Below are 13,943 nucleotides of genomic sequence, written 5' to 3'. Positions count from 1 at the left end.
CCATCACGGCATCGGCGCAAGTCCCCTACTTCACCAGCGAACAGCTCGCCTGCATCACCCGCAGGTTGATCCCCACCCGCTTCGCCTCCGGATCGGCCCAGCTATAACTGATCGCCTTGTCCGGCTCCTCCGGCCGGTGGACATAGAGCACCAGGCTCGGCTGGTTCGTGCCCGTCGGCCACACCACATTGCGCATCCGCAGCACGAACCGCCGCGGCTCGGCGTCATCGGTTTCCGCCAGCACCCGGCCACCCTGGTCGTGCAGCATCAGGCCGCTCTTGAACCACCAGTCCTCGCTGCCGCCTGCCCCGGCCCCCGAGCCGGGGTCCGCCTTCTTCGCCGCCCGGGGAATGCTCGCCCAGCAACGGAACGCCCGCGCCCGCCTGAGGTCGATGAACGCGCCATCCGCCATCCCCAGCGCGATTCCGGCTGGCCCGAATCCGCCGATGCTCGCCGGCGCCCGGCACTCGCCCCGGCTGCCGCTCAAGGCGAGTGCCCCATCCTTCAACGAATAAAGCCGTATGCAGCGCCCCGTCGTCACCGCCACGCCATCCCCATCGGCAGCAAGCGTCATCCGCTGGTCTTCCGCGCCGGCCTTGCCGAACATATCCACCGTGCGCAGCCGCAGCCCGTCCGCTTCCGCCACAATGCTCAACCCCACCCAGGGCGGCTTCGGCCCGCCCGCCTCGCCGGCGAAATACAGCTGCTCCTCATTGGTATAGACCCCCGGCAGCAGTGCCCGCGCCGCGTCGAGCGCCGGATTCGCCCCCACCGGCGTGAACGACGCCCCCGCCAGCAGCAGCGCCAGCAGCGCGAGCCTCATTCCCCCTTCGCCGGCGGCGCGCCCGCCCCGTTCGCCCGCCGGCTGTCCAGCAGCTTCTTGTATTCCGTCCAGGTCGTCGCATTCGGCCGCGCGTCATCCAGCGGCGGCGGGCTGGCATAGGCGGGATAACGCTCCGCGATCATCTTCTGCACCACCGCAGGCAACCCCTTGATGCCGTCCACCTTCTGACCCGTGGCGTTGAAGATCAGCCCCCCGGCCCGGCTTCCCATCTCCATGAACGGCAGCCAGTCGGACACCCGCACCCAGGCGATCGCGGCGTTGGACGTCGTTGTCCTCGGGTCGCGCAGCTCCTTTTCGTCCATGTTGAAGTCAAAGATTTCCATGGCGTGGTAATGGTTTCCCACATAATCCTGATAATCGCCCGCCAGCGGATTCTTGTAGAACAGCGGAATCTCGCTCGCCAGGAACACGCGGCCATTCTCCGCCCGCGCGTTCAGGCTGAACGGCCGCCCTTCCGCATTGACCGCATACATGGGCCGCTGGTTCACCGGATCGTTCGCCACATGGAACATCTCGTTGACCTTGCCCGTCCAGGGGTTGGTCCACTTGTCCACCACCTCGCCCGTCTTCGGATCGAGATAGAACATCAGCTCCCGGCTGATCAGCCGCATTCCCGGCCCGCGCTTGTCGATGGCGGGCGTCGTCACGCAATGGCGGATGTTCATCCCCTCCACCCGCCACAACAGCCGGTCGGGCTCGCCCGGCACCCGGCTCCACACCCGGCCGGACCAGTGGTACACCGCCTGCACGCCGTCCTGCGTGCTGCACTGCACCTTGCGGAACATGGCGATACTGTCCGCCCCATCCTCGAACGACAGCATCTTTTTCGGCTGCGCCACCACCGGCGCCGCCATCACCACCGCTGCGGCCAGAAGCATCTTCAACATCGTGCACCCTCCCCTTTCGCGTGGCTCTCCGCACACTGGACAGCCCGCCGGTTGACAGGCAAAGTTGTCCGGACAAATAGCCTCTGCGTCAAGACAGCAAAAAGGATTTTCCATGCGCCCCGGAGTGATCGAAGTCGGCCCGCAACGCTATCGCGAGAGCTTCGGCCGCTATTTCGAGGAGTTCACCGTCGGCGACGTCTATGAACACCGCCCCGGCCGCACCATTACCGAAACCGACAACATCTGGTTCACGCTGCTGACGATGAACACCCACCCTGCGCATTTCGACCATGAATATGCGGCGAAAACCGAATTCAAGCGCCCGCTGGTCAACAGCCCGCTCACCGTCGCCATCCTGGTCGGCATGAGCGTCAGCGACGTCAGCCAGAAAGCCGTCGCCAACCTCGGCTGGAAGGAAATCAAGATGACCGCCCCCGTCTTCGCCGGCGACACGCTCTACGGCGAAACCGAAGTCATCGAGAAGCGCGAAAGCAGCAGCCGCCCCGAACAGGGCCTGGTGACCGTCAAGACCATCGGCAAGAACCAGGACGGCAAGACCGTCTGCGAATTCCTCCGCACCATGCTCATCTGGAAAAAAGGCTTCGGCCCCGGCGACAGCTGACCTTCTCCCCTCTCCTTCAGGGGAGGGGTCGGGGGTGGGGACGTCAAAAGGATAGATAGAAATGGCCACCGCATACCAGCAGCAACGCACCATCGACGCGGACTTCGAGGACGCGCTGATGGACTCGATCGACAAATGGATCGAGCGCGACCTTCGCCCCGTCGTCATGCACCACGACCATGGCGACATCTGGCCGGAGGAAACGGTCAAACAGATGACCGAGCTCGGCCTGTTCGGCGCCACCATCGGCACCGATTACGGCGGCCTCGGCCTCCCTGCCACCACCTACGCCCGCCTGGTCGCCCGCATCAGCAGCTTCTGGATGGCGCCCACCGGCATCTTCAACAGCCATCTCATCTGCGCCATGGCTATCGAGAAGTTCGGCACCCCCGAACAGCGCGCCAAATGGCTGCCGAAAATGGCCAGCGGCGAAATCCGCGGCGGCCTCGCCCTGACCGAACCGGACGCCGGTACGGACCTCCAGGGCATCCGCATGCAGGCCTGCAAATCGGGCAATGGCTACTCGATCAACGGCACCAAGACCTGGATCAGCAACGGCATCAAGGGCCAGGTCTTCGCCCTGCTGGTCAAAACCGACCCTGACGCCAACCCGCGCTACAAGGGCATGAGCCTGTTCATCGCCGACAAAAGAGACGGTTTCCGCGTCGGCAAGAAGATCGAAAAACTCGGCTACAAGGCGATCGACAGTGCCGAGCTGGTGTTCGAGGACTACCAGATCGGCGCCGACCAGTTGATCGGCGGCGTGGAGGGCGACGGCTTCTTCCAGGCCACCGGCGGGCTGGAACTGGGCCGCATCAACGTCGCAGCCCGCGGCGTGGGATTGGCGGAAGGCGCGCTCCGCCTCGCCACCGAATATGCCCAGGTCCGCAAGACCATGGGCAAACCCATCGCCGAGCATCAGGCGATCCAGTTGAAACTCGGCGAAATGGTCACGCGCGCCCGCGCCGCCCGGCTGCTCACCATGGACGCCGCCGCAGCCTACGATCGCGGCGAACGCGTCGACATGGAAGCCGGCATGGCCAAATATTTCGCCAGCGAAGCCGCGGTCAAGAATGCCGAGGAAGCCATGCGCATCTTCGGCGGCTACAGCTACTCCAAGGAATATGAGATCGAACGCTTCTACCGCGACGCCCTCCTCATGTGCATCGGCGAAGGCACCAACGAAATGCAACGCATGATCATCGCCAAGCAGTGGGTAAAAAGGAATCCGGCTTGAACCCCTGTCCTTGGAGGGAAGAGGGACTATGACCCTCCCCCTCACCGGCACCCGCATCCTCTCCCTCGAACAATATGGCGCCGGCCCCTACGGCACCATGTTCCTCGCGCAACTCGGTGCCGAGGTCATCAAGCTCGAGCCCCCGAAAGGCGGGGACAGCAGCCGCGCCACCGGTCCCTATTTCCTGGGGGAGGACGACAGCCTCTTCTATCAGACCTTCAACCTCAACAAACGCTCCCTCACCCTCGACCTGAAGGCGCCCGAAGGCCAGGACATCCTCCACCGCCTCGTGCGCACCGCCCACGCCGTCACCAATAACGCCCGCGGCGACCAGCCGGCGAAACTCGGCCTCGACTACGCCGCCCTCGCCAAGACCAACCCCGCCATCGTCTGCGTCCATGCCAGCGCCTATGGCCGCGACAATCCCCGAGCCACCTGGCCCGGCTACGACTATCTGATGCAGGCCGAGGCCGGCTTCCTCTCCGTCACCGGTGACCCCGGCGGCGAACCCACACGCTTCGGCCTCTCCATGGTCGATTTCATGACCGGCACCATGCTCGCCACCGCCACCCTCGCCGGCCTGCACGAAGCGCAACGCACCGGCAAGGGCCGCGACTATGACGTCAGCCTGCTGGATGCCGCGCTGCACCAGACCAGCTACCCCGCCTTCTGGTATCTGAACCAGGGCCATGTCACGGGCCGCGCGCCCCGAAACGCCCACCCCAGCATCACACCCTCCCAGACCTTCCGCACCGCCGACGGCTGGGTGTTCATCATGGCGCAACTCCCCAAATTCTGGGCGAAGCTCGCCGACCTCCTCGGCGCGCCCGAGATGAAAACCGATCCCCGCTTCGCCACCACCCCCGCTCGCCTCGAAAACCGCGACGAACTGACCCGCCTCCTCGATGCCATCCTGATGACCAAGCCCACCGCCCACTGGGTGGAAACGCTCGGCGGCCATGTCCCCGTCGCGCCCGTCCACGACCTCGCCCAGGCCTTGGACAGTCCCTGGTTCGCGGCCAACGGCATGGTTACCCCCATCCCCCACCCGCAACGCCCCGACATGCGCGGCCTCGCCAACCCCATCCGCCTCGACCAGCAGCGCCTGCCCAACCGCCCCGCCCCCGCGCTGGGCGCCGACACCGAAGCGCTCCTCACCGAAATCGGCATCCCCGACATCGAAAGCCTGCGCGCAAAGGGCGTTGTCTAGCTCTCCCCTCCCCATCAGGGGAGGGGTCGGGGGTGGGGGCGAGCGCGGCGAGCCGCACCGGACGATCAAAGGAACAACCATGCCCAAACTCACCGGCCTCCGCGTCCTCGACCTCAGCCAGTTCCTGCCCGGCCCGGCGCTCACCCTGATGCTCGCCGACCATGGCGCCGAGGTGATTAAGATCGAACCCCCCACCGGCGACCCCGCCCGAACCATGGCCCCGTTCGAAGCCGGCCACGGCTTCTGGTTCCGCAACCTCAACCGCGGCAAGCAATCGCTCCCGCTCGACCTCAAGACCCCCGAGGGCAAGGCCCGGCTCACCGCGCTCATCGCCACCGCCGATGTCTTTGTGGAGGGCTTCCGCCCAGGCGTCATCGCGCGGCTGGGCTTCGATTACGACACCGTCTCCGCCCTCAACCCGGCCATCATCTACTGTTCCATCTCCGCCTTCGGCCAGACCGGCAGCATGGCGCACCACCCCGCGCATGACATGGGCGCGCAGGCGCTCGCCGGCTTTCTCAGCGTCAACGACGGCCCCGACGGCACCCCCGTCGTGCCCGGCGTTCCCGCCGCCGACATGGCTGCCGGCCTCACCGGTGCCATCGCCGTCCTGATGGCCCTCCACGCCCGACACACCAGCGGCCGCGGCGACTATATCGACCTCGCCATGTTCGACAGCCTGTTGCCCTGGTGCGCCCACATCGCCGGCCCGGCGCTGACGGACGGCATCGCGCCGACCTCCGCCACCGGCCGCAGCCTCGGCGGCCACCCCTTCTACAACATCTATCGCACGTCTGACTCCCGCCACATCACGCTCTGCGGCCGCGAGCCGAAATTCAGCACCAATCTCCTCACGGCCCTCGCCCGCCCCGATCTCATCCCCCTCGCCCACAGCGAGGCCGGCCCCCACCACGCCCCCCTCACCGCCTTCCTCACCGAAACCTTCCTCGAACGCACCCGCGACCAATGGACCGCCTGGTTCCATCACCACGATGTCGCCTACGCCCCCGTCCTCGATTTCCGTGAAGCCCTTACCCAACCCCTCATCGCCGAACGAGGCCTGGTCGTGCACGCCGACGGCGGCCACCATCTCGCCCCCGCGATCCGCTTCACGGGCGAACCCGCCTGGCAACCCGCCGAAGCACCGATCCTGTCGTGACGGCATTGTTACATAAATGACACATCCCGTCACATCGTGACGGTTAGCGCGAATTAGCCATGGCATCATGAACATCCGTTCATGTAATGCGCGCCCAATATCCAAGGGGGATTTGCCATGAAAACGCTCTGCCTGCTCTCCGTCTCCAGCCTTGCCCTCGTCGCCGCGCCGCTCGCCGCGCAGACACCACCCGCCTCGGCAACGCCCGCGGCGGCCGCGGAAGACGAAGCCACCACCATCGTCGTCACCGGGTCCCGCATTCCCCGCCCGCAGTTCGAGGGCACCATCCCCGGCGTGCAGCTGACGGCGCAGGAGTTTCAGGCGCGCGGCTTCTCCAGCGTGCTCGAGGCACTGAACGATCTCCCCCTCGTCGGCCCCGGCGCCAGCCCGAACGGCAACGCCGGCGGCCAGCCCGCCTCGCTCGGCGCCTCCTTCGTCGACCTGCTCGACCTCGGCACCAACCGCACGCTCTCCCTGGTCAACGGCCGCCGCTTCGTGTCGGGCAACGCCGGCACGCTGTTCGTGCAGGGCAACACCACCGGCGGCCAGGTCGATCTCAACGTCATTCCCACCGAACTGGTGGAACGCACCGACGTGCTCACCGTCGGCGGCGCTGTCGCCTACGGCTCGGACGCGATCGCCGGCGTCGTCAACATCATCCTCAAGGATAATTTCGAAGGCCTGCAGGCCAATGTGCGCGCCGGCATCACCAGCCGCGGCGACACCTTCAACGGACAGGCCAGCGCCATCTGGGGCAGCAATTTCGCTGACGGCCGCGGCAACGTCGCCATCAGCTTCCAGTACAACCGCGACGACGGCCTCTACGGCGATGCCCGCCCCGCCTTCGCCAATACCTATATCGCCCCCACCTTCTTCGGCAACGGCAACCGCCGCAACCCGGCCTTCGCCCCCGGGGTGATCGACGTCACCAACAGCAACAACGGTGCCTTCCTGCGTGCGACAGACGATGGCCAGCCCGGCAACCGCTTCCTGCCGCTCGTCAGCGGCGGCTCGATCCTGCTGTCGGATGGCGGCAACGTCTTCCAATACACCGGCACGCAGGCGGGCTTCCCCACCGCCTTCAGCGCGGTCGTCGCCGGGCGGCAGGCAGGCGCCGCCGTGTCCGTCGCCGGCGCCACGCAGGCCGTGCCCGGTGGCCCCCTCGGCGCCGCCCAGGCCGTCGGCAACCCGGCAACGCTGCCGCCCGGGCAATTCACCCGCTTTGCGCCCAATGCGCTCCCTTCCGGCGTTACGGCCGCCCAGGTCATCACCGCGCTCGCGCCCGGCTTCAACGCCGCTGCCCTCAGCGATCTGCAACGTAACACGCTTGCCATCAACCTGCTGCAAGCCAACCGCCCCACCCCGCGCGAGTTTCTCGCACAGAATCCCAACACGCCGATCAACGCCTTCCTCGGCACGCTGGTCCCCGCCTTCCTCGACATTCCCAACCCCGACGCCGCCAGCGCCCAGGCGCTGCCGCGCACCGCGGTGCCGCTTCGTTTCGACGGCAGCGGCGCGCTCGTGCCCTTCACCCCCGGCGTCTTCAACGCCTCCACCCCCGCCACGCTCGGCGGCATGCCCGGCGGCGACTTCCTCGATCAGTCGCGTTTCACCACGCTCCGCGCCCAGCAGGACCGCTATATCGGCAACCTGATCGCGCATTTCGACCTCACGCCGAACATCCGCCTCTACACCGAAAACCTGTTCGCCAAGGTCGACAGCGCGGCCCCGCGCAATATCGGCAGCAGCAACAGCCTGGCATTGGGCGGCACCGAAAACGCCGTCATCGTCGCCAGCATCACCAACCCCTATCTCAGCACCGCGGCCCGCAACACGCTGGTCGCGGCCGGCATCGATCCCGCCACCGGCGTCTTCGCCCTGTCCCGCACCAACCAGGATGTCACCGGCGACACACCCGCCTTCGCCGCCTCCGAAACCTACCGTTCCGTGCTGGGCCTGAAGGGAGACTTCGAGGTCGGCACCCGTCGCTTCACTTGGGATGTCGCCGGCGCCTATGGCAAGTCGAAGGCGACAATCACCACCACCAACATCCGTGACGTGGAATATGCCCTCGCGCTCGATGCCGTGGTCGATCCCGCCAACCCGTCGCGCATCGTCTGCCGCATCCAGACCCCCGGCGCCTCCACCGCGCTGCCGCTCGGCATCACCAACACCGTGCTCGTGCGAGAGGCGCGGTCCGACGGCGTCCTCGTCGAACGCCTGGTCCCGCGCGCCGTCACCGCCTCGCAGATCTCCGGCTGCGCCCCGCTCAATCCCTTCGGCTTCAATCAGATGAGCCAGGCGTCAAAGGACTACACGACCTTCACCGGCGTCGCCCGCAACCAGTCCGAACAATATTATATCAACGGCAGCATCGCATCAGCCGCCCTGTTCGACCTGCCCGGCGGGGGCATCGGCTTCGCCCTCAACGCCGAATGGCGCCGCGACACGCTCGATTATCGCCCCAGCGAGGAACAGCGCCTCGGCGTCAGCCGCACCGCCGCCCTTGCCGCCACGCGCGGGGAGGTCACCTCGATGGAGGCGTCCGCCGAACTGCGCATCCCGATCTTCGGCGAGGAATTCACCCTGCCGATGTTCCGCAACCTGGAATTCACCCCCGGCGTCCGCTTCGTCAAGCAGAACGGCAACGCGCCGGACGTGCTGCGATTGAACGGCAACCTCGAAACCAACGAGGCCAAGGGCAAATGGAACACCCTCTACACGCTGGGCGGTGCCTGGCGCCCGGTCGAAGGCGTGCTGGTGCGCGGCAACTACACCCGCTCGCTGCGCCAGCCCTCCGTGGTCGAGCTGTTCCTGGGCAACCAGCCCGCCTTCAACACGCCCACCGACCCGTGCGGCAACGCCCAGATCAGCGGTGGCAATGTCCCCGCGACCCGGCGCGCCAATTGCGAGCAGGAGGTCGTCCGCCTCGGCATCGCGCCGGATCGCGCGTCAGCCGCCAACTTCCTCAACAGCTTCGTGCCCGCAGGCCAGAACCTGCAGGGCGGCTTCTCCGGCTCCCCGGCATTGAAGCCGGAGGAAGGCAGCAGCTGGACCGTCGGCGGCGTGCTCTCGCCGAAATTCGCGCCCGGCCTGGTGATCTCGGCGGACTATATCAACGTCACCGTCCGCAACCAGATCATCCCCACGACGCTCTCGAACGCGGCGCAATTCTGCTACGACAGCCCGACCTACAACGACACCTCGGGCACGCTCGGCGTCAACACCTGCTCTTTCTTCGACCGCGAACCCTCGGCTGCCGGCGGCACGCCGCAGTTCAACATCCGCAACGGCTTCGCCTCGGGCTTCATCAACCTCGGTGCCCTGCGCGTGAAGTCGGTGAACGGCAGCGCCGAATACCGCTTCGACCTCGCCGACCTGTTCGGCGGCGAGGACAAGGGCAACCTCCGCATCCGCGCCAATGTCTATCACCTGATCAGCTACATCAGCTCGGCCGCCGGCACCTTCGCCGACAGCCAGGAAAGCGCCGGCAGCTTCTTCCGCCCGAAATGGGAAACCCAGCTGACGGGCCGCTATGAAAAGGACGGCTTCTTCTTCCAGTGGACCTGGAACTGGCAGAACAAGACCAGGATCTTCAACTTCAACACCGGCGCCTTCAACACGCCCGAACAGCAGGATGTCATCGACCTGCCCGCCGTCGGCCGGCACGACGCCAGCATCGGCTATCGCATCAACGACAATTTCGAACTGCAATTCAACGCCTTCAACATCTTCTCCAACGAATATGCCGGCCTGAACGGCCTCGCCAACGGTTCGCAGGCCGTCGGCAACCAGGGCGAAATCGACTATTTCGGCCGCCGCTACCGCCTGACCGCCCGCATCAAGTTCTAGGCCGAAGGCGGCTGTGACCTGGAGGAGGAACGCGCATGCGTTCCTCCGAAGGTTTACAGACACGCCGCAGGCCCGGACGGCGGGGCATCGGCTGGCCGCCGACCGGGCGGCTTTGCCGACCCGGCGGCGGCCAGCCGATGAACCCGTCCGACGCGCTTCGGATCACGCTGCGGCATCGCGGCGCCCCCTTTGCTTTTACAGGTGGCGCCCGCCCGCCAACGCGCCAAAGAGGCCCGCGACAGGAGCAACGCATGATCGACACCAGCCGCCGCACCGCCTTCAACGCCGACCACGAGGCCTTCCGCGACAGCGTCCGCAAATTCTTCGCAAAGGAACTCACCCCCCACCTCGACCGCTGGGAGGAGGAAGGCGTCGTCGACCGCAACTTCTGGCGCGCCTGTGGCGAGGCCGGCCTGCTCTGCCCCAACGTCTCGCCCGACCATGGCGGCCTCGGCCTCGATTTCGGCTACAACGCCGTCATCGACGAGGAGCTGGCCTACGCCGGCAGCAGCGCCGGCATCACGCTGCAATCGGACATCGTCGCCCCCTATATCGAGGCCTATGGCTCGGACGAGCAGAAGGCGAAATATCTGCCCCGGATGATCAGCGGCGAATGCATCACCGCCATCGCCATGACCGAACCCGGCGCCGGCTCCGACCTCCAGGGCATCCGCACGACGGCAAAGCGCGACGGCAACCATTATGTCCTGAACGGCTCCAAGACGTACATCACCAACGGCCAGAATGCCGACCTCGTCATCGTCGTTGCAAAGACCGACCCCGACAAGGGCGCCAAGGGCACCAGCCTGATCCTCGTCGAGGCCGGCACCCCCGGCTTCGCCAAGGGCCGCAACCTCGACAAGATCGGCCAGAACAGCGCCGACACCAGCGAACTCTTCTTCGAGGATGTCCGCGTCCCCATCACCAACTGCCTCGGCGAGGAGAATAAGGGCTTCATCTACCTGATGAGCCAGCTGCCGCAAGAGCGTCTGGGCATTGCCGTTTCCGCCATGGGCGGCGCCCAGCGCGCCTTCGACGAAGCGGTCAATTTCGTGAAGGACCGCAAGGCGTTCGGCAAGACCGTCTTCGATTTCCAGAACACCCGCTTCCTGCTTGCCGACCTCAAGGCCAAGCTCCAGGTCGGCTGGGCTCACCTCGATGTCTGCCTCACCAAGCACATGAAGGGCGAGCTCGACGCCTATGAAGGCGCCGCCGCCAAGCTCTGGCACACCGAGCTGCAATGGGAAATCTGCGACGCCGCCCTCCAGCTTCATGGCGGCGCCGGCTACATGAACGAATACCCCATCGCCCGCCTCTGGCGCGACGCCCGCGTCCAGCGCATCTACGGCGGCACCAGCGAAATCATGAAAGAACTCATCGGCCGCAGCCTCTGACCACCAAACACCCCTCCTGCCCGGCGCAGCCGAGAGCGGGGAGTCGAAGACGACGCAAAGCGTCAGCGGCGACTCGCGCGAAAGCGCGGCAGGGGTGGGTGCAATCAACTGTACCGCGCTTGCGACTCCCCTTCAAACCGCGACGGCCACCGTCCGCCGCCGTCGCATCAGACCCCCCACCAACCCGAACCCCGCGATCATCATCGCCCAGCTCGCCGGCTCCGGCACCACGCCACCGGGATTGGGGGCAAGAAACTGGACGCTCACCGGCTGGCCGTTGAGCTGGCTGGCATCGAGGACACCCTGCCACAGCGACGCACCGCTGCCATCCAGAACGCTCAGCCGATAGACATCGCGCCAGGGGAAGCCGCCCAGGCGGTTGCCGCCCCAGATCGACACCAGTTTCAGGTCGCTCGCCGCCGACAGGCTTATTGTCAGGCGCTGCCCCGCGTCAGATCCGCCGCTGTGCCACTCGTTCGGATAGGTGGCCGGGCGAACGCCATCGATCGCCTTGCCCGCCGGTGTTCCCAGATCATATTGGCTGGTCGCGCTGGCCGTGCCGCCATTCGCCGCCAGTGCCACGTTCAGATCGGCGAAGGTGAAGGCTTCCACCTCGGCCACCTCCAGCCAGGTCGGCACCGCGCTCGACACCTGCAGCGTCTTCGCCCCCTGCGCCGTCACGCCGGCCACGATCACCGTTGCCTGCCCGGCGCCCGCCATCGCCAGCAACGCCGCCCCCAGAACCATTTTCCGCATATCCCGCTCCTGTTGCCGGGGCCTGTCCACTGGCCCCGCCCGGCAGCTTTCCCCGAAACGTCCCGCCGCGCATCGGCCAGAAGGACTAATCCCGATGGCCGGTTGCGGCCCCGCCGGTGCTGCCGCATCCTGTCGCGATGCGCCGACCGCACCCCATCCTGATCATCCAGCTGCTCGGCATGATCATCGTGCTGGCGGCCCAGCTGTTCGCGCACGCACAACTTGCGGACCCCACCCCACCGCTCACCCGCGCCGCCTCCTGGGCCGTCGTCGCCGGCTTGCTGCTGTTCTGGCTGGCGCTCACGCCGCGGCTCATGCGGTTCCTCGCCGCCGGCGACCTGCACGCAACGGACCGCATCATCCGCCGCGTCCTCTGGGTCGGCAGCCTCGGCCTCGTCATCCAGTTCATCATCCTTTTCCCCTGGCTCACCACAGAGGTTCAACTGACCATCAGCGCCTTTTCCATCGGCACCGTCGCCATCCAGGCGCTGGCCACGGTCGATCGTCCCCCCGTCACCAGCCGGCCCTCGCCGATGCCGCTCGTCATCCCCGCTGGCCTGATCGGCTGGTACCTGTTCCATGCCGGCCCGGTGGCGATCGCCACCATCATCCTTACCGCCACGATGACCGCGATCCTGCTGCTGCTGCGCGGTACCGTGCAGGCACAGGTCAACCGCGCCCATACCGCCGTGCTCGCGGCCGAAGCCGCCCGCGCCGAGGTCGAGGCCGAACGCGACGCCCGCACCCGCTTCATCGCCGCTGCCTGGCACGATCTCGGCCAGCCCATTCAGGCCGCCCGGCTGTTCAGCGATCAGGCCGCCCGCGGCAGCGATCCCGCGCACCGGGCAAAAGCCGCCGCCGATGCCGCCATCGCCTTCGAATCCGTCGAACGACAGCTGCGCTCGATGCTCGACCATCTGCAACTGGAAGGCAGCAGGACCCGCCCTGCCCTCGTCACCCTCCCCGCCGGCCGGCTGATCGATGGGGTCGCCCGCCTCCACGCCGCCGCTGCCGCCCATGCCGGCATCCGCCTCATCGTCCTCCCCAGCCGCGCGGCCGTCCGCGCCGATCCGGACCTCGCCCAGCGCGCCCTCTCCAACCTGGTCGACAACGCCATCCGCCATGCCCGGGCGCGTCGCATCCTGATCGGCGCGCGCCGCCACGGCGCCTGCCTGCAATTCTGGGTGATCGACGACGGCCGCGCCACCGGCCAGGCCACCGCCGGCTTCGGCCTGGGCCTGCCGTCCTCTCACCGGATCGCCGCCTTGCTGGGCGGCACCCTGCGTCGCGATCCGCGCTGGTGCAACGGCGCCGCCTTCCGGCTTGAACTTCCCATGGCCTGACGTAGCCTGCACCCATGCGCATATTGATCGCAGACGATCATGCCTTGATGCGAAGCGCGCTCGCCGGCGCGGTCCGCATGGTCGATCCCGACGCGGACATCACCACCGTCGGCAGCTTTCCCGAGGCGTGCCGCGCGGCCCCTGGCCACGCCCTCATCCTCTGCGATCTCATCATGCCCGGCGCCGATCCCCTCGGTGGCATCGCCGCGCTGCGCGCCGCCGCCGCCGACACGCCCATCCTTGTCATCACCGGGCACGAGGATGACGCGACACTGCTCAGCCTCCTCGCCCTCGGCATCGCCGGTTTCGTGCCCAAATCCGTCAGCGGTCAGGTGATGGAGGCGGCGATCCGCCTGGTTCTCGCCGGCGGCACCTACCTCCCCCCGCGTCTCGCCATCCTCGCCGCCAGCCGCACCGACCCTCCGACGCGCCCGCCGCCCCGCTTCCATCTCAGCGCGCGACAGCGGGAGGTGCTGGCCGGCATCGCACGTGGCCACTCCACCAAGCAGATCGCCGCCGCCCTCGCCATCGCGCCCGCCACGGTAAAGGCCCACACGGCGGCCCTGCTCGCCGAAATCGGCGCCAGCAACCGCGCCCAAGCCGTCGCCCTCGCCCGCGACGCCGGCCTTATTTGATCCA

Annotated in this window: 11 protein-coding genes; 8 read left to right on the top strand and 3 right to left on the bottom strand. The window is 67.2% G+C overall.

Annotated elements, in window-relative coordinates; all coding sequences use genetic code 11:
* Positions 1 to 25 precede the first annotated feature (25 nt).
* Positions 26 to 823, bottom strand: coding sequence for a hypothetical protein (locus tag H3309_RS06840; RefSeq protein WP_182297988.1), 798 nt, complete (start codon positions 821 to 823; stop codon positions 26 to 28).
* The gene (locus tag H3309_RS06835; RefSeq protein ID WP_182297987.1) at positions 820 to 1,731 is read right to left on the bottom strand and encodes a DUF1838 family protein; all 912 of its coding nucleotides are present in this window, start codon (positions 1,729 to 1,731) and stop codon (positions 820 to 822) included. Before H3309_RS06835 ends, H3309_RS06840 begins: the two co-directional genes overlap by 4 nt.
* A gap of 112 nt (positions 1,732 to 1,843) precedes the next feature.
* On the opposite strand from H3309_RS06835, the gene H3309_RS06830 reads away from it, so the two are divergent.
* From H3309_RS06830 to H3309_RS06805, 6 genes are all read left to right on the top strand, one after another.
* On the top strand, positions 1,844 to 2,353 hold the full coding sequence (locus H3309_RS06830; RefSeq protein ID WP_182297986.1) for a MaoC family dehydratase: 510 nt from the start codon (positions 1,844 to 1,846) through the stop codon (positions 2,351 to 2,353).
* 61 nt (positions 2,354 to 2,414) lie between these two features.
* On the top strand, positions 2,415 to 3,590 hold the full coding sequence (locus H3309_RS06825; protein WP_182297985.1) for an acyl-CoA dehydrogenase family protein: 1,176 nt from the start codon (positions 2,415 to 2,417) through the stop codon (positions 3,588 to 3,590).
* Between the two features lie 28 nt (positions 3,591 to 3,618).
* Positions 3,619 to 4,800 (top strand): CaiB/BaiF CoA transferase family protein, encoded by a 1,182-nt coding sequence (locus H3309_RS06820; RefSeq protein ID WP_182297984.1) that lies wholly within the window; start codon positions 3,619 to 3,621, stop codon positions 4,798 to 4,800.
* 79 nt (positions 4,801 to 4,879) lie between these two features.
* Positions 4,880 to 5,959, top strand: coding sequence for a CaiB/BaiF CoA transferase family protein (locus tag H3309_RS06815; RefSeq protein WP_182297983.1), 1,080 nt, complete (start codon positions 4,880 to 4,882; stop codon positions 5,957 to 5,959).
* Between the two features lie 117 nt (positions 5,960 to 6,076).
* Positions 6,077 to 9,811, top strand: a complete 3,735-nt coding sequence (locus tag H3309_RS06810; protein ID WP_182297982.1) for a TonB-dependent receptor domain-containing protein — start codon at positions 6,077 to 6,079, stop codon at positions 9,809 to 9,811.
* Positions 9,812 to 10,062: 251 nt separating this feature from the next.
* Complete coding sequence (locus tag H3309_RS06805; protein ID WP_182297981.1) at positions 10,063 to 11,205, top strand: acyl-CoA dehydrogenase family protein; 1,143 nt, start codon at positions 10,063 to 10,065, stop codon at positions 11,203 to 11,205.
* Positions 11,206 to 11,337: 132 nt separating this feature from the next.
* Here the strand turns inward: H3309_RS06805 and H3309_RS17230 are convergent, their stop codons facing one another.
* The gene (locus tag H3309_RS17230) at positions 11,338 to 11,961 is read right to left on the bottom strand and encodes a PEPxxWA-CTERM sorting domain-containing protein (RefSeq protein WP_243453872.1); all 624 of its coding nucleotides are present in this window, start codon (positions 11,959 to 11,961) and stop codon (positions 11,338 to 11,340) included.
* 137 nt (positions 11,962 to 12,098) lie between these two features.
* Here H3309_RS17230 and H3309_RS06795 point away from each other — a divergent pair, with 137 nt between their 5' ends.
* Both H3309_RS06795 and H3309_RS06790 read left to right on the top strand, forming a co-directional pair.
* Positions 12,099 to 13,304, top strand: coding sequence for a sensor histidine kinase (locus H3309_RS06795; RefSeq protein ID WP_182297980.1), 1,206 nt, complete (start codon positions 12,099 to 12,101; stop codon positions 13,302 to 13,304).
* A 14-nt stretch (positions 13,305 to 13,318) separates the two neighbouring features.
* Positions 13,319 to 13,939 carry a response regulator transcription factor gene (locus tag H3309_RS06790; protein WP_182297979.1) on the top strand — a complete coding sequence of 207 codons (621 nt, stop codon included), beginning with the start codon at positions 13,319 to 13,321 and terminating at the stop codon, positions 13,937 to 13,939.
* Positions 13,940 to 13,943: the final 4 nt, after the last annotated feature.

The organism is Sandaracinobacteroides saxicola, from assembly GCF_014117445.1.
GTDB classification, from domain to species: Bacteria; Pseudomonadota; Alphaproteobacteria; order Sphingomonadales; family Sphingomonadaceae; genus Sandaracinobacteroides_A; species Sandaracinobacteroides_A saxicola.
The sequence above is the reverse complement of the archived record's forward strand: the minus strand, read 5'-3'. Positions and strand labels throughout refer to the sequence as shown.

What these genes read in the sequence shown, in the direction of transcription:
- H3309_RS06840 (WP_182297988.1), bottom strand. Translation starts at nt 823, where the DNA reads ATGAGGCTCGCGCTGCTGGCGCTGCTGCTGGCGGGGGCGTCGTTCACG.
- H3309_RS06835 (WP_182297987.1), bottom strand. Translation starts at nt 1,731, where the DNA reads ATGTTGAAGATGCTTCTGGCCGCAGCGGTGGTGATGGCGGCGCCGGTG.
- H3309_RS06830 (WP_182297986.1), top strand. Translation starts at nt 1,844, where the DNA reads ATGCGCCCCGGAGTGATCGAAGTCGGCCCGCAACGCTATCGCGAGAGC.
- H3309_RS06825 (WP_182297985.1), top strand. Translation starts at nt 2,415, where the DNA reads ATGGCCACCGCATACCAGCAGCAACGCACCATCGACGCGGACTTCGAG.
- H3309_RS06820 (WP_182297984.1), top strand. Translation starts at nt 3,619, where the DNA reads ATGACCCTCCCCCTCACCGGCACCCGCATCCTCTCCCTCGAACAATAT.
- H3309_RS06815 (WP_182297983.1), top strand. Translation starts at nt 4,880, where the DNA reads ATGCCCAAACTCACCGGCCTCCGCGTCCTCGACCTCAGCCAGTTCCTG.
- H3309_RS06810 (WP_182297982.1), top strand. Translation starts at nt 6,077, where the DNA reads ATGAAAACGCTCTGCCTGCTCTCCGTCTCCAGCCTTGCCCTCGTCGCC.
- H3309_RS06805 (WP_182297981.1), top strand. Translation starts at nt 10,063, where the DNA reads ATGATCGACACCAGCCGCCGCACCGCCTTCAACGCCGACCACGAGGCC.
- H3309_RS17230 (WP_243453872.1), bottom strand. Translation starts at nt 11,961, where the DNA reads ATGCGGAAAATGGTTCTGGGGGCGGCGTTGCTGGCGATGGCGGGCGCC.
- H3309_RS06795 (WP_182297980.1), top strand. Translation starts at nt 12,099, where the DNA reads ATGCGCCGACCGCACCCCATCCTGATCATCCAGCTGCTCGGCATGATC.
- H3309_RS06790 (WP_182297979.1), top strand. Translation starts at nt 13,319, where the DNA reads ATGCGCATATTGATCGCAGACGATCATGCCTTGATGCGAAGCGCGCTC.